A 25,459-nucleotide genomic window follows, 5' to 3' on the forward strand; every position below is an offset into this window, starting at 1 on the left:
TTAAATTAAATTTTTGGCTTACATTACTTTTATTTTGTGCCTGTACTACCAAATCCACCTTCACCTCTATCGGTTTCAGAAAGTGTTTGTACTTCTACCCATTCTGCACGTTCATGTTTTGCAATTACTAATTGTGCTATACGCTCGCCATTCTGGATTATAAAATCTTCGTTGGAAAGGTTTACTAAAATAACACCAATTTCTCCTCTGTAATCAGCATCAATTGTTCCTGGTGCATTTAATACAGTTACTCCGTTTTTTGCTGCAAGACCACTTCTAGGTCTAACTTGAGCTTCTAATCCTATAGGCAATTCTATAAACAAGCCTGTTTTAACGATAGTACGTTGTAAAGGCTGCAATTGTATAGCTTCAGTAATATTGGCTCTTAAATCCATTCCTGCAGACGCTATGGTTTCATAGTGTGGTAATGCATGATTGGATTTATTAATTATTTTAATTTGCATATTGTTTATTTGCTTCTGTTTAACCTGAGTTTCAGGTTAATTTAATTTCTTTTTAATAAACGTTTTATTTCTTTCTTTTCAAAAAGAACTATTAAACCCAAAAATACTAAAACTATAATAGTATTAATATAATAGTTGGCTTTTGTACTTAATGCTACAATAGATAGCGCTACAGCTATAAATAAATAGCCTAAAATTTGCTTTAAATTATAAGGTACTGGATAATGTTTTTGTCCCAACAAATAAGACAATATCATCATAATCCCGTAAGCTACCAAAGTTGTCCAAGCTGCTGCTATAAAACCAAATTTAGGTATTAAAGTAATATTTAAACTAATTGTAACAATTGCACCAACAATAGATAAGTACATACCATATCTGGTTTTGTCCGTAAGTTTGTACCAAATAGCTAAGTTAAAATAAATACCTAAACATAAATTAGCTAATAATACTATTGGTACGATTTGTATGGCTTGCCAATAGCTAGAATCTGTAACTAACAAGGCTTTAAAAATATCTAAATATGCAATTATAAAGACAAACATTAAGCTACCTGCTATTACAAAATACTTCATGATTAAAGCGTAGGTCTGTTTTGCATTTTTTTCTTTTGCATGAGAAAAGAAAAAAGGCTCTGCACCTAACCTAAAGGCTTGTATAAAAATAGTCATGAACATTGCTATTTTGTAACAACCACTGTAAGCACCATTAATGTCTTTGTCTAATAAATTAGGAATGATCCATTTATCAAAATTCTCATTAATAACATATGCTAAACCAGCAACCATAATTGGCCAACCATAATTAATTAATTGTTTAAAAATGGTCTTACTAAAGTATAACTTGGTTTTGAAAAAGTAAGGTAACAACAATAATAATGTTACTGCACTTGCTGCCAAATTTGCGATAAAAATATATTGGACTAAATCCGAAGTATCATACCAAGAAAAAGACATATTAAATTTTGGAATGCACCAAAGGAAAAAATAATTAAGCAAAACATAAATTAATATGTTACTAATTTTAATTGCTGCAAATTTAATTGGTCGTCCTGTTGCCCGTAAATACGCAAAAGGAGCCACTACCAATGTGTCTAACACAATGACACCAATTAATAAATTAAAGTATTTTTGAGAAATGCCAAACATACTAGATAGTTGTTGACTATAAAGTAGCATCGCTATTAAAAACAAAAAAGTAGTAACAACTAAACTGATAAATGTAGTAGAAAATATCTTGTCCTTTTCTTTAGATTTTGTAAAAAACCTAAAAAAAGCTGTTTCCATTCCATAGGTAAGCAACACATTAAAAAATGAAGCGTAAATATAAAAGGTTGTGTTATCAGAAAAGCTTGTGGTTTTTAAGTTACCTGTGTGAAGAGGCACTAAAACAAAATTCATAAGACGAGGTAATACAGTTGCTAAACCATAAATTATAGTGTCTTTAAAAAACTTTTTTAGTACGCTCAAGGTATATTACAATTTGAATTATAAGAGTCCGTGTGAAGTTAACAAAAATAAGGTTTAAGCTTTATTATTGTTTATTCAGATTTCTTGGTGGTGCACTTGGGTATTGCTCCATTTGTTTTTCGACTAGATTCTCAATCTTTAAGTACTTAGTTGTACCATTTTCTGTATAGCTAACTACTGCTTCGTTATCCTTTAAGTCAAAAGGAATATCTGATGTATCTACACTATAATCTTTTGGCTGATTGGCATTAGTTGTTATACGTCCAATGTATAAATCAGGAAAATTAGGTTTAGTTTGTAAGGTTACTATATGTCCTCTAAAATATAAACTGTCTAATTTTAAATTTTTAGAATTAGAGTCTATAGGAATAAACACATTTATACCAGAACCACCATCCTTAAGACCTGCTACCCATTTTTGATAGTAGGCTTTATCTGTTTGAAAAGCTGCTTCCTTTTGAAGTTTTTGTGCGCTAGAGCATTGCATAAATAAAAAACTTGATACTATCGAAAGGCTTAAATACTGTATAAATTTCATAATTGTAGGAATTTGTATAAAGGTAATTAATCAAAAGCTATTCCATAAAAAAAACCTTATCCAATTTGAATAAGGTTTTAATGTATAAAACATTCTACTAAAGTAGAAAAATTGTATTAGTTATTTAATGCTTCTGCACCACCAACAATCTCTAAAATCTCGTTAGTAATTGCTGCTTGACGCGCTTTGTTATATGTCAACTTAAGTTGATCTCTTAACTCTGTTGCGTTGTCTGTTGCTTTATGCATAGCAGTCATACGTGCACCATGCTCTGAAGCAAAACTATCTCTAATTCCTTTATATAACTGCGTTTTTAAAGACTTAGGTATAAGTTCTTCAACTATTTCTAGTTTAGATGGTTCAAAGATATAATCAGAATTGTTATCTGCTTCACCTTCTATCGGCACAATTGGTAAAAACTGTTCCGTCATTACTTCTTGTGTTGCTGCATTTTTAAATTTATTATAAACGATTTCGATTTTATCAAATTCGCCTTTAGTAAATTTATCCATTAACATTTCTGCAATATCTGCAACACTGTTAAAGGTTAAGTCGTCATAAATGGCACTTTGGTTACCAATTACAATTCCTTTTTTAGCAAATGCATCATTCGCTTTTTTTCCGATAGCTAAGACAGATACTTTTTTACCTGCATAGACATTAGAAATCAAGTGTTGTGTTTGCTTGATAATGTTAGAATTAAAAGCACCACATAAACCTCTATTAGAAGTTATAGATACGATTAAAACGTTATTAATCTCGCGTTGTTCTGCAAATTTACTTCCAGCATCTTCATCTAAAGTTGCACTTAAACTTTGTAAAAGTTCAGTTAACTTATCTGAATAAGGACGCATAGCAGTAATAGCATCTTGAGCTTTCTTTAACTTAGCAGCAGATACCATTTTCATGGCACTAGTAATCTGCATCGTTGAAGATACTGAAGATATTCTATTACGTATTTCTTTTAGATTAGCCATTCTTTATATTATAAAGACTCTTCGACACGCTCCGAGTGACATTAGTTTAATAATTCAAATTTATAGTTATAGACGACTAATCTATAACTATAAATTTATAATTGTTATGCTCTATATTTAGCTGAAAGGTCTTTACATACAGCGATAAGTGTATCTGTAACCTCGTCAGTTAATTTACCTGCTTTTAAAGTATCTAAAACACCTCTGTGCTTAGCATTTAAGAATTCAAGATAATCTCTTTCAAATTCTTTAATTTTATTTACAGGTACGTCTTTTAATAAGTTTTTAGATCCAGCATAAATGATTGCTACTTGATCCTCAACAGTAAATGGATCGTTTTGACCTTGCTTTAAGATCTCTACGTTACGTTTACCTTTTTCAATTACGTTTAAAGTTACTGCATCTAAATCTGAACCAAACTTAGCAAACGCCTCAAGCTCACGATATTGTGCTTGATCTAACTTTAAAGTACCTGATACCTTTTTCATTGATTTAATCTGTGCATTACCTCCTACACGAGATACAGAAATACCTACGTTAATTGCTGGACGTACACCAGAGTTAAATAAATCTCCATCTAAGAAGATTTGTCCATCTGTAATAGAAATTACGTTAGTTGGGATATATGCTGATACGTCACCTGCTTGTGTTTCAATAATTGGTAATGCAGTTAAAGATCCACCACCTTTTACGATTGGTTTTAATGATTCTGGTAAATCATTCATCTCTTTAGCAATCGCGTCATTATTAATAACTTTTGCAGAACGCTCTAATAATCTTGAGTGTAAGTAAAATACATCTCCAGGATACGCCTCACGTCCTGGTGGACGACGTAATAATAAAGATACCTCACGGTAAGCAACAGCTTGTTTTGATAAATCATCAAATACAATTAAAGCTGGTCTACCAGTATCTCTAAAATACTCTCCAATAGAAGCTCCCGTAAAAGGTGCATAAACTTGCATTGCAGCAGGATCTGATGCATTTGCAGCTACTATTGTAGTATAGGCTAAAGCTCCTTTTTCTTCTAAAGTTTTAGCGATAAGTGCTACTGTTGACGCTTTTTGTCCAACTGCAACATATATACAATATACAGGCTCACCTGCATCAAAAAATTCTTTTTGGTTTAAGATAGCATCAATACAAACTGCAGTCTTACCTGTTTGTCTGTCACCAATTACTAACTCACGTTGACCTCTACCAACTGGGATCATAGCATCAATTGCTTTAATACCTGTTTGTAATGGCTCAGTTACTGGCTCTCTGTAGATAACTCCCGGTGCTTTACGCTCTAAAGGCATCTCATAAGTTGTTCCAGTGATTGGTCCTTTACCATCAATTGGGTTACCAAGTGTATCTACGACACGTCCAACAATACCTTCTCCTACTTTAATAGAAGCAATACGGTTAGTACGTTTTACTGTAGATCCTTCTCTAACTCCTACTGAAGTTCCTAAAAGTACAATACCTACATTATCTTCTTCAAGGTTAAGTACGATACCTTCTAAACCACCATCGAATTCTACTAACTCACCATATTGTGCGTTAGCTAATCCGTAAGCACGTACAATACCATCACCTACTGTTAATACTGTTCCAACTTCGTCTAATGAAGCGCTAGCTTCAAAACCTGAAAGTTGTTGTTTTAAGATTGCTGATACTTCAGCTGGTTTTACTTCTGCCATCTTTATTGATATTTAGACCCTTCGACAAACTCAGGGTAAGTCTTAGTTTATTGTAAATTCTCTTTTTAACTTGCTTAATTGGTTAGCGATACTAGCATTATACTGCGTATCTCCAACACGTAAAATGAAACCACCTAAAATGCTTTCATCTACTATATTTTTTATTGCTGCATCTTTACCTGTAAGTTCTTTAACTTTTGCTAAAACTTTAGCTTCTAAAGCTTCTGTTAAAGGAACTGCTGTTGTAACTGTAGCAATTTGACTACCTTTTTGTTGCTCGAATAAAGTTATAAACTTTGAAGCTACTTCTGGTAATAAATCTGTACGTTTGTTTGTAATTAGAGTATCTATAAGGTTTACCGTTGCTGGATTAATACCTTTAAAAACTTCTAATAATGCAGATTTTTTAATGCTAGAACTAATTACAGGACTGTAAAGCATATCTTTTAAATCTTTACTTTGCGCTACTGTATTATTAATTAGCTCCATGTCATTGTTTACAACGTCTGTTGTATTATTATCTGTAGCTAAGCTTAAAACTGCTTTTGCGTAACGTATTGCTGCTCTTTCTCCTGCCATAACTTAAACTTAGTTTAATTTAGCATCATTTAACATAGACTCAACTAACTCTAATTGTTTGTCTTTGTTAGATAATTCTTGACGTACTACTTTTTCTGCAATGTCTAAAGATAATCCTGCTACGTGATTTTTTAATTCTGCCATAGCTGATTTCTTTTCGCTTTCAATAGCTGCTTGTGCTTGAGCAATCATATTGTTTGCTTGAGCTTGAGCTTCCGTTTTAGCGTCTTCGATCATTTTGTTTTTCAACTCTCTTGCTTCTTTAAGCATAGACTCACGCTCTGCACGTGCTTCTTTTAATAACTTCTCGTTATCTGCTTGAAGATTTTGCATTTCTAGCTTAGCATTTTCAGCTGAGTCTAAAGCATTTTGTATACCGTCTTCACGAGTTTGTAAAGCGTCTAAAATAGGTTTCCATGCAAATTTTCTCATTAATACAATTAGTATTATTAAGATAACACCTTGCATAATGAATAAACCTACCGAAAAGTCATTTAATAAAGTTTCCATACTATATAGATTACTGTAATTCTTTGTTTGTTTAATTTAAAACAGTTCCTGCAACCAACCGTTGCAGAAAGCTGTTTCTTTTTGTTTTAGGATTATGCTCCTAAGATTAACGCACCGAATGCTAAACCTTCTAATAAGGCTCCGATGATGATCATCGCAGTTTGGATTTTTCCAGCTGCTTCTGGTTGACGAGCAATACCTTCCATTGCTTTTCCTCCAATTTGACCTAATCCGATTCCTCCACCGATTACGATTAATCCTGCTCCAATTAAATTGTACATACTAATTTGGTTTTATAAATATTAATTAAACAAATTCTTGTTAGTGATGATCGTCGTGTTCTTCGACTGCCATTCCTATAAATAACGATGATAACATCGTGAAAATAAACGCTTGTAAAAAGGCTACTAAAATTTCAATAACCGAAATAAACAAAGCTAACACTAAAGACATCCCTGTTGATCCAACAGCTCCAAATGATTCTTTCATTGTTATCATTAATGCTATTAAGCTCATTACCACAAAGTGACCTGCTGTCATGTTTGCAAATAAACGCACTAATAATGAGAAAGGTTTAATTAACACAAAACCTATTAACTCTATTACTGCTAATATTGGACGTAAAATTACTGGTACTCCTGGCATCCATAAGGTGTGTTTCCAAAAGTCTTTACTTCCACTAAATAAATATATAACTGCTGTAAAAATTGCTAGACAAGCTGTTACTGCAATCTGACCTGTAACATTAAACCCAATTGGCGTTAATCCTAATAAGTTTAAGATCCAGATAAAGAAAAATACAGTTAATAAAAAGCCCATAAACTTACGGTACTTTTTCTCTCCAATATTTGGTTTAGCAATATCATCTCTAACATATATTACTAAAGGCTCTAAAACTCTACTAAATCCTTTTGGCACAGCGTGTCCTTTTTTGTATCCTCTTGCTAACGCTGTAAAACCTAATAGCATTAACACTCCAGTTAACAACATTCCAAATACAGATTTTGTAATTGAAAAATCTATAACTTTATGCGCATTTGTTGGATGGTGTGCATCATCAAAAGCTACTGTTGTTGCGCCATTATCTAACTCGTAAATTTTACTATGTAGCTTTACTAAACGTGTGTCTCCTTTTTCTACAATTACACTTCCACTATCATCATGGTGAAATGCTGAAGACATAAATGTTTTTAAACCATCTTTAGTCCAAACGATAACTGGTAATGGAAAACTGATAGGCGTTCCAGACTCATTGTGTGTAAACAAATGAAAGTCATGAGAATCTTTTAAGTGATGTTTGATATACTCTTTAATTTCTTGAGCAGTATTCACCGGATTTCCTGGTTCTTGCTTATCATCACTTCCATAAGAGGACACTGAAAATAAAGTCAGAACTAATATCGCTATAAAATTGATAGATTTTTTTGCCAACATCATACTTTTTGTAACTAATAAATTTATGGTCTGTAAATTTTGTGCAAATGTAAGTAATAATTTAAAAAGGTAAACGCTTTTTTTAATTAGATTTTTTTTAAGGTTTTAATAACCACTATTATTCTTTATTTCAAGCACTTACTTACTTTTTAATAATTTTGCTATGCAAACAGCCTCTACTATTAAAAATAAAAAAAATGGAATTAATAATCCTAAGCGATGTTGTATCGCTAAATCTTGCTCAGTAAATATCGTGGATTTAAACAATAGTATGAAAATTCCTATTTTTAAAAACATCATTGTTAGGTATGCTGCACCTATTTGATTGGGCATTTTATCGTAAATAAACTCTATGCTTAGATATACTATCAATACTGCTATACCATGAAATAAATATAGTTTTTGTAACGAGTAAGGTAGATTATCTTCTGTTAGATAATTTTGAAGGTTGTAAGCAACTGCTAATAATACTAATATTATAACAACTACATATAGTATGCGTTTATTCATTTTTAGTCTTTTGATCGTTAGTTATTTTAACAACTTGCTTGATTACAGCGTACATTGCAATAAAAACAGATAATAATGTAATTATTTTAAAATATAATTGACTACCATCGCCATATTTGCTATCCAACCAACTACCTAATTGGCTACCTAACCAAATAGTCAAACCCATTTGTATGGCAATAGATGTAAACCTAATATATGGATTAAGCTGTTTTTTTTGTTTTTGATCCGCCATTTATATCTTTTACAGTCGTTTTCATAACACACGATACATTAAATGTTGCTCCAGGTTCTACAGCCAGTTTTTGTGTGACTACTTCACCTTCTATATGCGCTGTAGACTTTAAAGTTAAGGTTTCGGTTAACTCTAAAGCTCCAGTTAGCTTTCCTTCAAAATAAGCGTTACTACATTTAAGAGTCCCTTTTATTTCGCCTTCTTTACCAATGACTACTTTACCAGACGCCTCAACATTACCTTCGATTAATCCATCCACACGTAAGTCTCCTTCACTAAAAAAATCTCCTACTATTTTAGTACCTTTTGCTATTATATTTTGAATAGAAAATTGCTCTTGTTGCTTTTTTTTCATTTTAAGGGAAATTATTGATTTTCTAAATATTGGTTTAGATTTTTATGTATTTGAAGAATTTGATAGTTGTCAGAAGAAATTCCAAAATAAGGTCTATCTATCTTAGATTTATCTTCTGCCTTTAATATATCTGCAAATCCTTTTGCACCATCTACACTTTTTAAACCATGAACAACCACAAAAGAGATTTCTGGATTATATACATCTACAGATGTGGATAAATTATAATATTGAATTTTAGGGGTTACCTCGTCTAACATTTTTTTAAATGAAGCTATCGCTTCAGTGTTATTTTTTTCAAATTGAAACAATACTTTAAAGGACGTAGACTCCGTATTTGGTTTAAACGTTTTATCACTTACAGATTTTAAGCTGTTAACTATAGCTTCCGCTTTAATAGCCTCTGGCATGTTTGCATAAGCTAATGCTACGTCATTAAGTCCATCTACGTAGGCTTGATATCCATTTAACCTACCATTTGCTGTTGCTTTTAAAAGTGCAAATTTTGCTACTATTGGCTCGCCATCAAAAAACTTAATATATTTATTTGACTTTTCAATGACCTGAGCATAATCTTGTTCTTCTAGTAATTTATAGGTTGCTTCATATAGACTTTCCGGACTACTTTTGTCTCTAGTTGCTGCTAATTCTGGGTTTTTCAAAATCTCGGCATATCTAGAACTTGAATAGTTGGCTATAATATCTGTTTTGGTGATTTGTGCTTCGTCGTTTTCGCCTAAAATCTCATATATTTTATATAAGTTATATTTAGAAGGTAAAATTAATTTTTGTTCAGGATTACTAGCTAACAGGTTTAAAAACTTGCTTTTAGACAAATTATATTCCTTAAATTTTTCTTTATAAATCAGACCTAACTGATAATAGGCATAATTACGATCCTTTTTTAAACTATCAAGTTCTTTTTGTGCTGTAGGGATTTGCGCTATATAAAATTGCGGATCTAAAAACTCTTGATCTTGCTCTAAAACTGCTGCTATATCAGAATTGGATTGATTGCCAATTGCGTTTCCGCTTGCAGATGACCATCTCCAATCGTCTTGATTTTTACGGTCTCCCCAAATACGCGTAAATTCGTTTTTACCATAAGCAACTGTGCTTTGGTTATAAAAATAAAAATTACTACCAACACCTGGTAATCCACCTCTTGGCTTAGTGACATTATTTGTTGGCGTATTTGTTGTTGCTAATCCTTTTTTTCTAGCTTCGATTTCTAAACGTTCTTTTTCTTTTTCAGCTTCTATCTTAAGCTTGTTGGTGTAGTCTGTAAAAAATGTGACACGATCTGCATCAGACATGCTAACTAGTTTAAGTATGCTATCATTAACTTCGGCTACGCCTTCATAATAAATAACATCATCTAAGTTTTCGCGTTTACGCTTAATGGTTCTGTAAGGTTTACTGTTTTCAACCATACTAGTCATTGTACTATCAAAATAAGCTCCTGCTACTTTATAGTTATTTCTATCAAAATAAAAATCGCCTAGAGTTTCGTAGTTTTTGGCTGTTAAAATTTTATCTGTAGATTTTTCTCTTAGTGATTTATTGTAATATACTACTGCTAAAGAATCCGATTTATTAGTTAAATGAAACTCGCCAATTTGGTGATATATCTTATCTAGGTACGGACGATTTTCTCGGTCTTTTTCTAATTTGGTTAGGTACTTTAAAAATGCAATTTTATCGCCTTTATCGTAATCAAAGTTTTTAGCTTTCTCAACATGTGCAGCCATTAAGTAACGACGTGGAATTTTTCGGTTTAAATCTATAACCTCGTCAAATGCAATATTTGCACTATCCTTGTAAGTAAGTACGTTGTATAGTTGTCCTGTTATAAAACCAAAACGTCCTTTTTCGTCATTATTTTTAGTTGCTTTAGCTGCAATTTTAATTTGCGTTAAAGCACTATCTAAAGCTTTAGTATTGATGTAGGCTTGTGCTAAAATGGACGTCGCATCCGCTAGTTCTTGACCTTCTAACTCTTCTTGTTCTATTAGACGTTTTAGATTTTTAATGGCTAACTCGTCATTATCCAAACGCATGTTAGTTTTTTCTCGCCAAACCTTTGCAGTGTTTATTTTATCTGAAGCAGGATATTTGTAAAGGATGTAATTAAAAGCTTCTAGAGCTGGCACAAAGCGTTGATCAAAATATCTAGCTTCTCCTAACAATAAATAGGCTTCATCAATTTGAGGGTTATACTCTTTACCTTGAATATTCATCCCATGTTTTTGGATGGCTTTTACCGCTTTTTCTTCTGCTTTAGTAAAACTTTCGTTTTTTGATTGTCCTGGTAAAACAATCTCATCACTAACTTGCATACGCTCGACAGGTAAGATGTCCCAATAATTGTCTTTATAACCTTCGTTAAGACTGTTTTGTCCTTGTTTTAAAGCCTCGTAACCATTAAACAAAGCGTTATACTCTGCAGTAACTGCATGAAAATTACGATTTATAAAACTGTTTTTTTTTCTTGAACAACTAGTAATTGTTGCTAAGATCAAACCAGAAACTATACAAATTTTTAATGCTATTCTCAATGCGGTTGTATTTAGTGTAATACATAACTAATTAATGCCATAATTATTATTTATAATTATTGACAGGTGCGTAAAAATAAGCATCTTTTTTTTAATAGATTAATTTTTTAAAATTTCTAGTGTTTAGTTTTTAACTGAATAGAAATAAATTCACTTTGGTTTTGATTTTTCATTTTTTTTTTTTTTGATTAGCTCTATCAAATAGTGTACAACTATATCAAATTAATTATCAAACCAATTTTAAAAAACATGAAAAAAACCAAATCAAATTTAGTAATGCTTTTAGCTATACTTTTTACTAGTTATTTTTTCCAATCTTGTGAAAGAGAGGAAATAACTTCAAAAGAATCTTTAAAATCTGAAATTGAAAATCAACAAGATTTCACTAATCAAAGAAACGGTTCTAATGATAAAATTTATTTAGGTGATTTTATTTACCAAGTAAATAATAATATATTACAGAAAAATAATAAAGACCTAACACTTGAGTATAACTTAGATGTAGATTATAACAATAGAAGCCTATCTTACGAGGAGGTTGCTATTGGAAATAATGAAACTGGTTTACTAATTAAGTTAGATCAAAGTGATGATACTATTTTATTAAGAAAAAATAATAGACTTAGTAATAATAAAGTTGAGTTTAACGCATTGGCAAGTAATGGTGTTTTAATTGAAAACATAATAATTGAGTCAGAGGAATTTGTAGGCCTATCTAATAAATGGTGTTGGAAATGTATTTCAATAGTTTTAGGCGCTTTGGTAGATGCAGTAGTAGATTCGTTTGCTGTTGATTTAAATAGTAATTGTGAATTAGCTATAAAACTTTGTAAAGAAAGTGGTGGTGTTGCAAATGTAACTTTATCTACAACAGGAGGATTGCTTGGATCTTCACAATCATGTAAGGTAGAATGTGTATTACCGTAAAAACATAAAATGATTAAAAAACCAGTATTTAAAAATATCTTATACCAAGGCTTAGTAATATTAAGTCTTGGTATAATTTTAACTGGTTTTTATTCTTTTGCTAATTTTGAATCGCCAGTTAAATCAAAGTTTGAAGACATCTCTTTTTTTGTATTATTAATTGCTGCAATAGTCATTGCGCCAATTACAGAAGAGTTTGTTTTTAGAGGGATTTTTTTAAAAAATAAAGCCTATATATACACATCAATTTTTTTTCTAGGAATATTTATATGGTTAAATAAGCCTAGTTTGATTATCGTTTATTTTATTTATCTAATTGTTTTGCTGATTAATTACAAAAAACAGAACAACGCTTATATTATAATTTATAGTTGTTCTTTTTTATTTTCAATTTTACATTTAGACATTAATAATGTGTCAGATCTAAATTTACAAAATATAGCTGCCTTTTTAAATAGATTTGGGTTTTCTCTAATTGCTTTTTATCTCATGTTAAACTATGGTCTTTTAAAATCTATGCTTTTTCATTTTGCAAATAATTTAATTGTAATTTCGATAATGTTCATTGGTTTAACTCTTTCAAGTAATGATCAAAAAATAAATTCACATTTTAAAACCGTCAATTACAGTATTGTTAACACAAAAAAATTCATATCTAACAAAACATCAACTAGTTTTAACCACAAAGTTATTATAGCTAATAATATAACAATAGCTGATTTTTTAAAATTAATTAGTTATTATTTTTGGAATGAGTCAGATATCACAAACAACTATTATTCTTCATCTCCATTTTTACTTTATAACTTAAATTTTGAATCAACAGAAGATTTAAAAGTAAAAGATATTTTACAATCTTTAGAAAAACATGATTTAATAAAAGCAATTAAACAATAATTTATCTAATAATTTCTTCTCCAGAAAAATGCGCTTCCAACTCCTTTAAAGTTGCTTCGCTAGTTTGTATATCTTTAATTACATGACCTTTATCTAAAACCACAATACGCTCGCATACATCTGTGACGTGCATTAAATCGTGACTAGACACTAAAACAGTGACTCCTTTTTTCTCAGCTAAATCCTTAATAATTTGCTTTAATCTAATTTGTGTTGTTGGATCTAAATTAGCAAAAGGCTCATCTAAAATAATTACCTCAGGATTACCAATTAACGCAGCGACAATACCTGCTTTTTTCTGATTACCTTTACTTAAATCACGAAGGTATTTTTTTTGACCCAAAATTTCGCCATGAAAAAAGTCTTCAAACTGTGACACTAAATTGTCTACGTCTTGTTTGTTTTGTCCACGTAAATCACCAATAAAATAAAAATATTCTTCTGGTGTTAAATAGCCAATTAAAAAGCTTTCGTCAATAAAAGCAGACGTAAAGGGTTTCCAATCTTCGCTCTCGTTAACTAATATTCCATTAGTTTTAATATAACCAGTAGTAGGTTTTATTAAATCCAATAACAAACTAAAGTACGTTGTTTTTCCTGCACCATTATTACCCACAAGACCAAAACTTTGACCTTTAGGTATGTCTAAATTAGAAATATTTAAAACTTCGTTTCCGCTATATTTTTTTGAAAGATTTGTTGTTGTTATCATAGTTAAAAAGTTTTGTAAATATTAATTGTCTTGGTTAAATGCTTTTATCATTTCATACTTAGAGTCTAAGTACTTATTGGTAATAAAGCGCATGATTTTTTGATGAAAAATAATTCCGATAACTCCTAGTAGTATTAACGCAGATATACCTGCATAAAAACTAACAAAATGAGATAATAACCCAAAAATAGCCAATGGTAAAAGTAACAATGGAATACCAATTAACCATTGTACTGCTCCTGTACCTTGAAAGTTAAAAGCTGCACGTTGATTTAAGTCTATTTTTTTTCGATTAAAAGATCCACCAAGCATTATAACATAACTATTAACACCTATGTTATACACTGCTGCTGCAAAATGTGCAACTAAGATTTTCCAACCAAAATAGACATAAGGAATACTTAGTACAAACATGATAATAACACTAAGGACCATTAAGGTGTATTTAGATTTTAAATATTGTTCATACTTGATGTTTTGGCTCATTAACATTTTGTAATATCCACTATCCCAAGCCGGAATAAATTGCCCAAAATTAATTAAGAAAATACCAGTCACAAATACACCAATAAAACCATACATAATTGGCATGTCCCTGTATATTGGTTGTGGGTAAAAAAACAAACCATATAATAAACCAAATACCAACATAAAAACAGCAGACCTTGGACGTTTGTTTCTCCAAATTAATTTTAAATCTAATTGCATAAAAGGTGCACTATCACCAAATCGTTTGGTCCATCCTAAATCTGAAGTGGTTACTTCTTTAATTTTTGTTTTAAGTGAATGGTCTAAGTATAGTTTTTTAATTAATATTTTATGATTAAACAGATATAAACCAATTAAAATTACAATCAAAATTAGCAGTAATAATGGATTGTTAACTATGGCTAACATAGCTGTAGACAAAGCACCTGAAATATTAATAATATTAAAATAGTTAAGTCCAAATAACGTACCAGCAAATATGATTATTGGTAGAAATGACAATTCTGTTTCTGCAGAAAAACTTTCAATAATAAAATTTAAAAAATTATTAATTAGGGTTAGTAAAATCATAGCAGCAGCCCAAGTCATTACGGTTGCTAGTTGATAATCCTTAGTAATAAGGATAATACTAAAAGGTATTATGGCAAAAAGGGGTAAAAAATTAAAAAAGGATACTGCAGATTTTCCTAAAACAAAATGCACAATACTACTTCTTTTAATGGGTATGGTTAGCAAAGGTTTGACACTCATTACTGGTAATTTTTGAAGAAAAAAACGCAATAATAAATCGCCTAAAAACCAAAAAAAGATAAATCCATTAACCACAATAAAAGGGTCTTGATCCGGAAAAGTTTTCTCTAAAATTGGATATAATCCAAAGCCTAATGCTAAAAACACTAAAATAAAATATAAAGCAAAAAAGCCCATGACAATCTTTATTGCTAAGCTTTTACCAAAGCTTGCCGAGCGAATAAATGACTTCCATTCTAAGCTTAAAAATTTACTAATCATAGTTGTTATTGTTTGGTTGATTTAATAGATAAGTATACAAATGTGCAAAAATGTTACAAACAAAATTCTGGATAGGTTTCATTTAAAAGTTGTTCTGCTTTGTTTGGTATAACCTCAAAACTAATATACATCCAAAGACAAAACAGTGTAGAAAAAATAGACACACCCAAAACAATGTAAGGGTAACTAAAAATATTACCAGAAAAATTATACCATTGTGGCAGCTGAGTGAGTAAAATTATTGCTGAAGCTCCTGCTTGTTTAAATATTATTTCTTCTAACATCCATTTTTTATTGGACAGCGCTTTACGCTGTTTAAATTGTCTTTTTAGCTGTATGCTTTTGTAGATTGTAAAAACACATATTATTACAAAAAGACCAATTAAAAACGATTTTGCTAAAACAGAGGATAATGACATATAGATAATCAAAAACAAAGCAATAGTTGATATTAACTTAGGAAACGTAAACCATTGTTTTAATTCTGCCCATAAATACTTTATGTAACGTTTATTCATTGCTTTTTGACGACGTTCTAACACGTCCATAAAGCCAAAGACTCCAAATTTTTTGAAGGCTTGGTCTCTAGCCTCTTCAAACGATATATCTGGTTGTGTTTGCCATACAGACTCAATATCGTTTGCTAAGTGATCTACTAACTCGGTTTGTAAATCATAATGCTCAACGTAGTGTTGTCTTGTAAAGGCGTATAGGTTTTGTATTTGAGGTTGGGTTAACTTCATATTAAATTATACTGTTGCTTATAAGTATTAAAAATTTCTAAATACACTTTCAAACCTGATCGTACTAATGGATAGCACACAATGGTTAATATAAATAAAATGTAGTAGGGTTTACTAGCTTGATCATCATACAAACCATTAAATGATAACAATACCAAATTGTAAATATTCCATGGTAATCCAATTATCCCAATGGATAATACAATATTTAAAGATCGTCTTGCCATTTTACTTATAGCCGAATGGTAACCACTATACAACGTAGGTATTGTTAAAATTACAAATCCTAGAACTATAGAGACTTTATAACTATAAACATAGCACAGGTAAAACATCACACAAAATAAAACATACTCTAGTAAAAATTTTGGCGATTTAATTAGTTGTTTTAACCCTTGCCAATGTAACCGTCTGTACTTTTTACCAATGTCTTTTTGCTTTTGTTTTTCAAAATCCTTAAAGCCTTGGTTGTCGGCATACAAACCTTCTTTCATTAACTTACCATGATAAATACCATGTACTTTTGTTTGGTTTCCAAACGCTTGATGGGTTACCAGTAAGGCTTTATCAAAAGACATCCCATTGATATTCATATGATCCTCTACTGACAATGCAATATGATCTAACAACTCCAAACGTACATCCCAATATTTTACCTCATTTTTAATAAGATAATTATCTATATATTGTATTTGTTCTTTGGTTAACTTCATTATCTAGATAATATTTTTTGAGTACTCTAAAATCTTATTCTTTTTGTTACGCAACTCGATTGCTCCTGCTATATTAAATAAAACTGCAAAAAACCAAAAGGTGATAAAAAAATATTGATTTTCTAACCATGGTTTAGCTGCTCCCATACTGTATAAAAATAAAGAAGGTAAAGCCATTATTGAATATAAAGGCTGTGCCATTTGCAACCTTTTAAAGGTTTTATGATGTGAATATCCAGCAATCAGCGCCCAAAAATGTATAGTTGAAAGACTAACTACAAGAACAATAATTGATGTCTTGTTTGGTTGCAACTTTTGCATCCAATAGACTAAAAATCCCAACATTATTGTAAAAGGCATATAGTTAGGCTTATAAAAAAATATAGCTAAACGTCGCCACATTTCTCTTTGATAACTCCAATGGATTGTTTTTTGACGTTTCTTTTCAAAATCTTGAATAAAATCTATTTTAGATTTAAGATAACCTTCTAACTGCTGGTCTTTATTAGATGCTTCAAAATCTGAAGCTAAATGATCAATAAGCTCCAATCTAACATCTACATACTTTACCTTAAGTTTAATTAGGTAGTTATCTATAAACTGTATGTTTTCTTTACTCAACTTCATATTAATCCAAGCTAAATTTAGGATTCATAAAGGTTTCCATGGTTTTAATGTAATCCTTAAGTTCTTCCAATTTACTTACCGTTTCTTTATTACCTTTTTCGGTAAGTTTATAGTATTTACGCAAACGGTTATCTACTTTTTTGACCTCGACGTCCAGCAACCCTTCGGCTTCTAACTTATGTAACGCTGGATACAAAGCACCTTCGGTAATATTAAGTTCACCTTTAGTAATTTCTTTCACCTTTTGTGTCATTTCGTAACCATACATTTTTTCGCTTTCATTTAAAAGCTTTAAAATAATAGTGGTCAGACTACCTTTATATAATTTTGAATTTGCCATATTACAAACATACATAATTTTCTTATGCATAATAAACTTATGTATTAATTTTTTTCTAAACAGAAGGCAAAACGGTAAAGCTTCATTATTTTTACATAAAAATTTAAACCATGTCTCAATTTAATACACTAACTATTTCGGATATCACACGTCAAACAGACCAATGTGTTACGCTGACTTTTAATGTTCCAGATAATTTAAAACAAGACTACGCCTTTAAAGCAGGTCAATATATTACACTAAAAACTAAAATTAACGATGCAGAAGTAAGACGTGATTACTCTTTATGTTCTTCTCCGTCAAGCGGAATACTAACCGTTGCGGTTAAAGCAGTACCAAACGGAACCTTTAGTACTTATGCCAACAGCAGTTTAAAAGCTGGTGACACATTAGACGTTGCAAAACCACAAGGACGTTTTGTTTTTGAATCAAAAGCATCTGAGGAACGTACCATAGCAGCATTTGCAGCAGGAAGCGGAATTACACCAATTTTAAGTATTGCAAAAACAGTATTAGAGCAGGAACCTAAAAGCCACTTTGTATTAGTTTACGGTAACAAAACGGTTAATGACACTATATTTTTAGCAGATATTTTAGCCTTACACCATCAATATCCAGAGCGTTTTTATGTACAATTTTTATATAGCCAATCTCAAGAAGAGAACGCTTTATTTGGACGTATCGAAAAAAGTACCGTTAACCTTATTGTAAAAAATAAATATAAACATGTAACAATAGATGCTTTTTACCTTTGTGGTCCAGAAGCAATGATTAACACGGTTAAAGAGGTTTTAGTTGAAAATAATATTGCCGAAAACACTATTCATTTTGAATTATTTACTGCTGCTACCCAAAATACAACAACCACTGTAGAAGCAACTGATGGTAACACACAAATAACAGTGACAGTGGATGACGAGTCGGAGACCTTTACTATGTCTCAAAAACAAACTGTATTAGAAGCTGCTTTAAAACAAGACCTAGATGCACCATATTCTTGTCAAGGTGGTGTTTGCAGTAGCTGTATTGCAAGAGTTACAGATGGTAAAGCAGTCATGAGACAAAACAACATACTTACAGATGCCGAAGTGGCTGAAGGCTTAATATTAACCTGTCAAGCACATCCTACAACACCAACATTAGTTGTAGATTATGATGATGTTTAGACCAAAACATACATTTAAACGTTTTTTTAACACCTTTTACCGAATCACATCTAAAACAGACCTTCAAAAAATAAAACTAGTATAGTATCAGATATCTTTGAAACAGATTATAACACTGAAATTTGTTAGTTTAAGGGATGATATTAATTTTATATTAGTAGTTAAAATCTAAAAGCCTCAAGAAATTGAGGCTTTTTTTATGCGTTTAAAACAGCAGTAACTTTTTCTGTAATTTGTTTAGGTTGTATACTTCCAGCGACATTTTTATAATCTTCTGGATATTTATTACCGTAAATAGAAGTCGGTAATTTAGGATACAACATTTTGTCTGGTGTAATATTATAGCTTTTAGGCTGATTAAATGCTGCAAAACCTGCATAAGGATGCGTAACTCCCCAAATAGTAATCACTTTAACACCAAGCATAGCTGCCAAGTGCGCATTACCAGAATCCATGCTTATCATTACATCCAAGTTAGATATTAAATCTAGTTCTTGGTTTAAATTATAAAGACCTGCAACATTTATTACAGCATCACTATTTGCTGCCAATGAGTCTAGTTTAGCTTGATCTGCTTTACCACCAAACAGAAAAATAATATAGCTCTCCTTTAATATATGAATAACCTCTTGCATCTGATCCAATGGATACATTTTGGATGTATATTGCGCAAAAGGCGCAATACCAATCCATTGCTTTGTGTTTTGGTTATTCACTTTGTTTAAGATTGCTTCTGGCAAAGCTTTTTTTGAAGGAAAACTTGGGTTATCTATACTAAACTTAAAACCTAAGGCTTTAAAAACGTCTGCATAACGTTGGTGTGTACTTTTTAAAGGATGAAAATTTTGCCCATTAACTAGTGCTTTCTTTTCGCTTCGACCTTTATCTATTTGTTTAAATTTTTTTCCGAAGAAAAAAAGTTTTAAAATCTTAGTTCTTAAAACATTATGTAAATCTGCAACAGCATCTATTTGTAATGCTTTTAGTTGCTTGGATAGTTTATATAATCCAAAAACACCTTTATGCTGTTTGTTTAAATCAATTGCAAAAACCTCAACATTTTTTAAATCTCTGAAAAAAGGAGCAAAAAACGGACGTGTTAAAACGGTTAATTTAAGGTCTGGATAATGTTGTGTTAACGCTTGTAAAACAGGAACAGTCATAGCAACGTCTCCCATTGCAGAGAGACGTATTACTAAAATATGCTTTGGTATTTTGGACATACTTAAAACACGTGCTAAAATTACAAGTGCACGTTTTTATTTCTGATTTCTTAAAACAGGGTTAAGCTCGTCGTCATTATACATTTTCATTTGCTTATACACTTTCATGTATTTATCACCATTTTGGATATCTGATAATAAGGTATCAATAGCAGTACTTAAATCCACACGTTGTTCTAATAAAATATCCAATTTAGTTTGGCATGCTGCTTTATGCGCTTCAGAAGCATCTGCTCTAGTTGCTTCTTCTTCCATGTGGTATACTTTTAGCGCAAGGATAGACAATCTATCAACTCCCCAAGCTGGACTTTCAGTATTAATAGTTGCATCACTTTTAGGTGTTACATCTTTATATTGCTCTAAAAAATAGCTGTCAATATATTCTACCATATCAGTTCTATCTTGGTTAGAGGCATCAATTTTACGTTTTAAAGTTAATGCTGCAACTGGATCAATTTGTGGATCACGAATAATATCTTCATAATGCCATTGTACAGTATCTATCCAACATTTACGGTACAATAGGTGCTCTAATAAGTGCGTGCTTTTATCATAAACATTGGTAAACGGTTGGTCTACCGTATTAATGATATGGTACTTTTTTATAACGTCCTGGAATATTGTATTTGCTGTATCTGTAAACATATTGTTATTTTTAAGACTGTAAAATTACATAATTTAAACTGAATTTTAGGCTGTACGCGTTTTGGCTTTTTAAATATTAGAGTAACTTTACTTTTTAAAGACATAATTATCATGCATATTCATAATCTATCTGAACAAAATTCTATTTTAAATCAATTTATTGCTGAAATCAGAGACGTTTCTGTCCAAAACGATAGTATGCGTTTTAGAAGAAATATTGAGCGTATTGGAGAAATTTTAGGCTACGAATTAAGTAAGGCTTTAGAGTTTGAAACTAGATCTATAACAACTCCTTTAGCAACGATATCAACAGAAACCCCAAAAAACGATGTGGTTTTATGTTCAATACTTAGAGCTGGAGTCCCATTACATAATGGTTTACTAAACTATTTTGATAAATCAGAAAATGCATTTATATCTGCCTACAGACACCATTTAGATAATCCTGAATCTTTTGAAATAGTTGTCGAGTATCTAGCGTGTCCAGATCTTACAGGTAAAACATTAATACTTGCAGACCCTATGTTAGCCACAGGACAATCTTTAATTGCGACTTATAAAGCTTTAGAGCCTTTTGGAAAACCAAAAAACGTGCATATAGTAGCTGCAATTGGTGCAGAACCTGGTGTTGATTATTTAAAAAATAATTTACCAGAAGACACTAATCTGTGGATTGCTGCAATAGATAAAAGCTTAAATAATAAAGGTTATATCGTTCCTGGATTAGGAGATGCTGGCGATTTAGCTTTTGGTGCCAAACTACAACACTAATAGGACTATTGGAATAACTAATAACAATCCTAAAAACAATTCTTTAAACCATTTTTCTTCAATAGTTTCAATATAATTTGTAATTATTACAGCTAAAGGTGCAAAAAGAAATAAGAGTTCGCTTCCGTTTTTTTGTGGTGCAAAAGCAGCAATGATGCTAGCAAAAATACAAGCTAAAAACAAGATTTTATAAGATGGTCGGTAACTTCTCATTTTCTTTTTAATATCTTTTAAATAAAACAAAGACGACCAGATCCCAAACGATAACAACATGGTTATTGCTGTTATAAATTGTACCGAATTATAGCTGTTAAAGTCAAAATTAACTGCTGGATTTATATTTAGTGCTAAAAAATAATCATCGTAAACTACTATCGAAAAACTAATAGTCAAAACAACAACTGTTGCAAAACCAATAAACGGAACCAAGTAATATTTTACGTTGGTCTCTGAAAACAACAACATAGCTATAAACAGCAGCGGAAAAAACAAAATAGCCCAAAAATAAAATAGCGACGCCATAGCAATTAAAAACCCTGAATCAAATAACTTTTTAATTACGTCTTTTTTTGATCTAATACTTATTAAACGTCTCAATGTAAGCAAGATAAAAAAATTAGAGACAACAATTTTATAGTCTAAAAAGGCTTGCGGAATAGCCAAAAAAAACAGCGCAAATAATAAAATTTCGTAGTTATTTTGTTGCGATAATAAGTTTTTAGTAACTATAAAATTAAGCAGTAATATAGACAAATAGGCTAATACAAAAACAGCGATATTGGTCCAAATGGACGTTTCAGCATTAACCAAATTTGGGTACTTAAAAGGCAACAATAAAAAAGCAATTAGTGTGATACTAAAAACAATTAAAAAATTAATTGGTTTGGATTTGCTAAAAATTGTTGTAATCATTAACTCTTTTTGTATTTTTGTACTATAAATATACTATTATATAATTATGAAAGATTTTTTTGAAGCTATAGCAAGCCTTTTTGTTGACGTATTATTTGCTCCTTATGACGCATTAAGAGCCTTAGAACTAGAAAACTGGTGGGCAGCAAACTTTATGTCATGGATATTTATCATCATTGGTTTTGTAGCGTTTATTTATTGGATGTTACAATTAAAAGGTTACGCAGCTAACAACGAAGAAGATAAAAGTATCTCTTCACACTCATATTTATAAAACTTATAGGTCAAATCCTATATCTTTTCTATAATTCATCTTATCAAAGTTTAGTTTATCTATACTTTGGTAAGATTTTTTTATGGCCTCTTGGTACGTATCGCCATAACTAGTTATTGCCATAACACGACCACCTGAGGTTACAATACCACCATCTTTGTTTTGTGCGCCTGCATGAAACACGATAGAGTCTTCAATATTTTCTAGACCTGTAATGACTTTTCCTTTTTCATAAGCTTCAGGATAACCACCAGAAACTAACATAATTGTAGTTGCTGCTCTTGGGTCTACCTCAATAGTAATTTGATCTAACGTTTGATTAGCAATTGCTTGAAAAACCTCAACTAAATCGTTTTTAAGTCTTGGTAAAACGACTTCGGTTTCAGGATCACCCAAACGCACATTATACTCGATAACCTTAGGCTCATCTCCTACTTTTATCAATCCAATAAACACAAACCCTTTGTATGGTAAATTATCTTTTTGTAAACCTGCAATCGTTGGTTTAACCACTTGCTCTTCCACTTTATCTAAAAATGCCTGGTTAGCAAAAGGCACTGGAGACACTGCTCCCATTCCTCCTGTATTTAAACCAGTATCACCTTCGCCAATACGCTTGTAATCTTTAGCAGTTGGTAGGATTTTATAATTTTTACCATCGGTTAGCACAAAACAACTTAACTCTATTCCGTCTAAAAATTCTTCGATAACCACTTTAGTACTTGCTTGCCCAAACTTAGCATCCACAAGCATGCTTTTTAATTCGGCTTTAGCCTGATCAATATCATTTAAAATAACAACACCTTTACCTGCTGCTAATCCATCTGCTTTAAGTACAAATGGCGGATTTAAGGTTTCTAAAAACGCGTAGCCATCTTCCACAGTGTCTTTATTAAAGCTTTGGTAAGCTGCTGTTGGTATGTTATGTCTGTACAAAAACTGTTTTGCAAACTCTTTACTACCTTCTAAAGTCGCAGCTGCTTGTTGTGGTCCAATTACCGCTACGTTTTTAAGTGCGTTATCTGCTAAGAAAAAATCATGAATACCTAATACTAAAGGATCTTCAGGACCAACCACTACCATAGTAATTTTATTATTTAAAACCACCTCTTTTATGGCTTCAAAATCGGTTACACTAACAGGTACATTTTTAGCTATTTGTGCTGTTCCAGAATTTCCTGGTGCTACAAAAAGCGAGCTACATTTTTGGCTTTGTTTAAGCTTCCATGCAATAGTATGTTCTCTTCCTCCTGATCCTAAAATTAAAATATTCATTGTAGTAATGTTGTGTTGTTGTTGTTTCCACAAAAATAATTATTTAAAAGAATTTGATTGACTTTAAATCCAATAGTTTTTTATTTCTTTATTTTACAGAAAATCTATTGCATTGAAACAATTTGAATGGTCTTTACGGTTAAAAGGATTTCCTGTTAATGAAGCTAAAAAAACACAAGCTATTATTGATGGGTTTACACAAGCTGATTATGCTAATTACCTAAGTAAGCAACTACAAGCCATTGTTGCGTTTCATTTAGAACACACACCTTTTTACAACACCTTATGTCAAGGGATTGACACCAAAGATTGGAGTGCCTTACCTGTGTTAACCAAAGCTAATTTGCAACAACCTTTAGCTAATAGATTATCTGACAAATACACTGTAAAAACAGTACACAAACATAAAACATCAGGCTCTTCCGGAACCCCTTTTGAGTTTGCTAAAGATAATTTTGCGCATGCCATGACTTGGGTAGCCTTTATGCAACGCTATAGTTGGTTTAATATTGATTTAAACACTTCTAAACAGGCGCGTTTTTATGGTATTCCGTTAGATACCAATGGGTATTATAAAGAACGTTTAAAGGATTGGTTAGGTAACCGTTTTAGGTTTTCGGTGTTTGATTTAAGTGATTTTGCTTTAAATAAAGTGTTACATAAATTTAAACGTACAAAATTTAATTACATTAATGGTTACACTAGTGCTATCGTACAATTTGCAAAGTTTTTAAAACGAAATAATATTGTTTTAAAAGACGTTTGTCCCACATTAACTGTTTGTATTGTTACCTCTGAAATGCTATTTGATGACGATAAAAAACTACTTGAAATACAATTTAATATTCCTATTGTAAATGAATATGGTGCAGCCGAATTAGGGCTTATTGCTTTTGAGGACCAAGACGACAATTGGATAGTAAATACCAACCATTTATATGTCGAAATTTTAGACAATAACAACCAACCTGTCCCTTATGGTCAACCAGGTAAAATTGTGATCACCGATTTATATAATCGTGCACACCCTTTTATACGTTATGAGCTTGGCGATTTAGGACAGTTGTCCATTAAAAGCACGTTACAACGTCCAATTTTAGAATCTTTAACAGGACGTACCAGTGATTTTATAACGCTTCCAAGCGGAAAAATTGCAGCAGGCTTAACCTTTTATTATGTGACTAAAACCGTCATGACCAAAGACGCTAATGTAAAAGAGTTTATAGTTGAACAAATTAAAGAAGACACCTTTAAAATTGATTATGTTGCTACCGAAGCGTTAAGCCAACCTCAGCAAAAGGCTGTACAATTAGCTGTAGATAAGTATTTGGAACCTAATTTAAATTTAATTTTTGAGCAGAAAACTATTTTGGAACGGGAAGTTAGTGGTAAACTGAAACAGTTTAGATCTGGGTTGTAG

Annotated in this window: 29 protein-coding genes; 6 read left to right on the forward strand and 23 right to left on the reverse strand. The window is 31.3% G+C overall.

The window, feature by feature from the left end:
* Positions 1-29: 29 nt before the first annotated feature.
* The 13 genes from dut to WNY60_RS06730 form a co-directional block, all read right to left on the reverse strand.
* Positions 30-464 (reverse strand): dUTP diphosphatase, encoded by a 435-nt coding sequence (gene dut / locus WNY60_RS06670; protein WP_145004786.1) that lies wholly within the window; start codon positions 462-464, stop codon positions 30-32.
* 41 nt (positions 465-505) lie between these two features.
* Positions 506-1,933, reverse strand: coding sequence for an oligosaccharide flippase family protein (locus tag WNY60_RS06675; protein ID WP_339807560.1), 1,428 nt, complete (start codon positions 1,931-1,933; stop codon positions 506-508).
* Between the two features lie 64 nt (positions 1,934-1,997).
* A complete protein-coding gene (locus WNY60_RS06680; RefSeq protein ID WP_145004791.1) occupies positions 1,998-2,471 on the reverse strand; it encodes a hypothetical protein in 474 nt (157 codons plus the stop codon).
* Positions 2,472-2,587: 116 nt separating this feature from the next.
* Positions 2,588-3,448 carry an ATP synthase F1 subunit gamma gene (atpG, locus tag WNY60_RS06685; protein ID WP_145004794.1) on the reverse strand — a complete coding sequence of 287 codons (861 nt, stop codon included), beginning with the start codon at positions 3,446-3,448 and terminating at the stop codon, positions 2,588-2,590.
* Positions 3,449-3,552: 104 nt separating this feature from the next.
* Positions 3,553-5,133 carry a F0F1 ATP synthase subunit alpha gene (atpA, locus tag WNY60_RS06690; protein WP_145004797.1) on the reverse strand — a complete coding sequence of 527 codons (1,581 nt, stop codon included), beginning with the start codon at positions 5,131-5,133 and terminating at the stop codon, positions 3,553-3,555.
* A 42-nt stretch (positions 5,134-5,175) separates the two neighbouring features.
* Positions 5,176-5,712: an ATP synthase F1 subunit delta gene (atpH, locus tag WNY60_RS06695; RefSeq protein ID WP_292948715.1), complete on the reverse strand. Its 537-nt coding sequence runs from the start codon at positions 5,710-5,712 to the stop codon at positions 5,176-5,178.
* A 9-nt stretch (positions 5,713-5,721) separates the two neighbouring features.
* The gene (locus WNY60_RS06700) at positions 5,722-6,222 is read right to left on the reverse strand and encodes a F0F1 ATP synthase subunit B (RefSeq protein WP_145004803.1); all 501 of its coding nucleotides are present in this window, start codon (positions 6,220-6,222) and stop codon (positions 5,722-5,724) included.
* Between the two features lie 92 nt (positions 6,223-6,314).
* Positions 6,315-6,503, reverse strand: coding sequence for an ATP synthase F0 subunit C (gene atpE, locus WNY60_RS06705; protein WP_090837241.1), 189 nt, complete (start codon positions 6,501-6,503; stop codon positions 6,315-6,317).
* A 40-nt stretch (positions 6,504-6,543) separates the two neighbouring features.
* Entirely contained in the window at positions 6,544-7,659 is a 1,116-nt protein-coding gene (gene atpB / locus WNY60_RS06710; protein WP_342861916.1) for a F0F1 ATP synthase subunit A, read from the reverse strand.
* Positions 7,660-7,794: 135 nt separating this feature from the next.
* On the reverse strand, positions 7,795-8,166 hold the full coding sequence (locus WNY60_RS06715; protein WP_342861918.1) for a DUF6168 family protein: 372 nt from the start codon (positions 8,164-8,166) through the stop codon (positions 7,795-7,797).
* The gene (locus WNY60_RS06720) at positions 8,159-8,401 is read right to left on the reverse strand and encodes an AtpZ/AtpI family protein (RefSeq protein ID WP_191099556.1); all 243 of its coding nucleotides are present in this window, start codon (positions 8,399-8,401) and stop codon (positions 8,159-8,161) included. Before WNY60_RS06720 ends, WNY60_RS06715 begins: the two co-directional genes overlap by 8 nt.
* Positions 8,370-8,756: a polymer-forming cytoskeletal protein gene (locus WNY60_RS06725; protein ID WP_051437449.1), complete on the reverse strand. Its 387-nt coding sequence runs from the start codon at positions 8,754-8,756 to the stop codon at positions 8,370-8,372. Before WNY60_RS06725 ends, WNY60_RS06720 begins: the two co-directional genes overlap by 32 nt.
* 11 nt (positions 8,757-8,767) lie before the next feature.
* Positions 8,768-11,314, reverse strand: a complete 2,547-nt coding sequence (locus tag WNY60_RS06730) for a hypothetical protein (RefSeq protein WP_342861919.1) — start codon at positions 11,312-11,314, stop codon at positions 8,768-8,770.
* 249 nt (positions 11,315-11,563) lie between these two features.
* On the opposite strand from WNY60_RS06730, the gene WNY60_RS06735 reads away from it, so the two are divergent.
* On the forward strand, positions 11,564-12,241 hold the full coding sequence (locus WNY60_RS06735) for a hypothetical protein (protein ID WP_342861920.1): 678 nt from the start codon (positions 11,564-11,566) through the stop codon (positions 12,239-12,241).
* 9 nt (positions 12,242-12,250) lie between these two features.
* Complete coding sequence (locus WNY60_RS06740; RefSeq protein ID WP_191099554.1) at positions 12,251-13,138, forward strand: CPBP family intramembrane glutamic endopeptidase; 888 nt, start codon at positions 12,251-12,253, stop codon at positions 13,136-13,138.
* 1 nt (position 13,139) lies between these two features.
* Here the strand turns inward: WNY60_RS06740 and WNY60_RS06745 are convergent, their stop codons facing one another.
* Genes WNY60_RS06745 through WNY60_RS06770 form a run of 6 tightly spaced genes read right to left on the reverse strand, consistent with a single transcriptional unit; the run spans position 13,140 to position 17,773 of the window.
* Positions 13,140-13,850, reverse strand: coding sequence for an ABC transporter ATP-binding protein (locus WNY60_RS06745; protein ID WP_191099553.1), 711 nt, complete (start codon positions 13,848-13,850; stop codon positions 13,140-13,142).
* 21 nt (positions 13,851-13,871) lie between these two features.
* Positions 13,872-15,350, reverse strand: coding sequence for a DUF5687 family protein (locus WNY60_RS06750; protein WP_342861921.1), 1,479 nt, complete (start codon positions 15,348-15,350; stop codon positions 13,872-13,874).
* 53 nt (positions 15,351-15,403) lie between these two features.
* Positions 15,404-16,093: a hypothetical protein gene (locus WNY60_RS06755; RefSeq protein ID WP_342861922.1), complete on the reverse strand. Its 690-nt coding sequence runs from the start codon at positions 16,091-16,093 to the stop codon at positions 15,404-15,406.
* Complete coding sequence (locus tag WNY60_RS06760; RefSeq protein ID WP_342861923.1) at positions 16,090-16,806, reverse strand: hypothetical protein; 717 nt, start codon at positions 16,804-16,806, stop codon at positions 16,090-16,092. Before WNY60_RS06760 ends, WNY60_RS06755 begins: the two co-directional genes overlap by 4 nt.
* 3 nt (positions 16,807-16,809) lie before the next feature.
* Complete coding sequence (locus WNY60_RS06765) at positions 16,810-17,433, reverse strand: hypothetical protein (RefSeq protein WP_342861924.1); 624 nt, start codon at positions 17,431-17,433, stop codon at positions 16,810-16,812.
* Position 17,434: 1 nt separating this feature from the next.
* Positions 17,435-17,773, reverse strand: a complete 339-nt coding sequence (locus WNY60_RS06770; protein ID WP_145006810.1) for a helix-turn-helix transcriptional regulator — start codon at positions 17,771-17,773, stop codon at positions 17,435-17,437.
* A gap of 110 nt (positions 17,774-17,883) precedes the next feature.
* On the opposite strand from WNY60_RS06770, the gene WNY60_RS06775 reads away from it, so the two are divergent.
* Positions 17,884-18,939 (forward strand): ferredoxin--NADP reductase, encoded by a 1,056-nt coding sequence (locus WNY60_RS06775; RefSeq protein WP_342861925.1) that lies wholly within the window; start codon positions 17,884-17,886, stop codon positions 18,937-18,939.
* 197 nt (positions 18,940-19,136) lie between these two features.
* Here WNY60_RS06775 and WNY60_RS06780 read toward each other — a convergent pair whose 3' ends face one another.
* Both WNY60_RS06780 and WNY60_RS06785 read right to left on the reverse strand, forming a co-directional pair.
* The gene (locus WNY60_RS06780) at positions 19,137-20,162 is read right to left on the reverse strand and encodes a glycosyltransferase family 9 protein (RefSeq protein WP_342861926.1); all 1,026 of its coding nucleotides are present in this window, start codon (positions 20,160-20,162) and stop codon (positions 19,137-19,139) included.
* A gap of 36 nt (positions 20,163-20,198) precedes the next feature.
* Positions 20,199-20,807 carry a DUF4254 domain-containing protein gene (locus tag WNY60_RS06785; protein WP_339874831.1) on the reverse strand — a complete coding sequence of 203 codons (609 nt, stop codon included), beginning with the start codon at positions 20,805-20,807 and terminating at the stop codon, positions 20,199-20,201.
* Between the two features lie 111 nt (positions 20,808-20,918).
* On the opposite strand from WNY60_RS06785, the gene upp reads away from it, so the two are divergent.
* The gene (upp, locus tag WNY60_RS06790) at positions 20,919-21,578 is read left to right on the forward strand and encodes a uracil phosphoribosyltransferase (RefSeq protein ID WP_342861927.1); all 660 of its coding nucleotides are present in this window, start codon (positions 20,919-20,921) and stop codon (positions 21,576-21,578) included.
* Here upp and WNY60_RS06795 read toward each other — a convergent pair.
* Positions 21,567-22,490: a DUF6427 family protein gene (locus WNY60_RS06795; protein ID WP_342861928.1), complete on the reverse strand. Its 924-nt coding sequence runs from the start codon at positions 22,488-22,490 to the stop codon at positions 21,567-21,569. The genes upp and WNY60_RS06795 overlap by 12 nt on opposite strands.
* Positions 22,491-22,536: 46 nt before the next feature.
* On the opposite strand from WNY60_RS06795, the gene WNY60_RS06800 reads away from it, so the two are divergent.
* Positions 22,537-22,764 (forward strand): uracil phosphoribosyltransferase, encoded by a 228-nt coding sequence (locus WNY60_RS06800; RefSeq protein ID WP_145004840.1) that lies wholly within the window; start codon positions 22,537-22,539, stop codon positions 22,762-22,764.
* Between the two features lie 3 nt (positions 22,765-22,767).
* On the opposite strand, the gene purD is transcribed toward WNY60_RS06800, so the two are convergent.
* A complete protein-coding gene (gene purD, locus WNY60_RS06805) occupies positions 22,768-24,039 on the reverse strand; it encodes a phosphoribosylamine--glycine ligase (RefSeq protein WP_342861929.1) in 1,272 nt (423 codons plus the stop codon).
* A 112-nt stretch (positions 24,040-24,151) separates the two neighbouring features.
* On the opposite strand from purD, the gene WNY60_RS06810 reads away from it, so the two are divergent.
* Complete coding sequence (locus WNY60_RS06810) at positions 24,152-25,459, forward strand: phenylacetate--CoA ligase family protein (RefSeq protein ID WP_342861930.1); 1,308 nt, start codon at positions 24,152-24,154, stop codon at positions 25,457-25,459.

Origin of the sequence: Olleya sp. AS48 (assembly GCF_038900355.1) — a bacterium.
Lineage (GTDB): Bacteria > Bacteroidota > Bacteroidia > Flavobacteriales > Flavobacteriaceae > Olleya.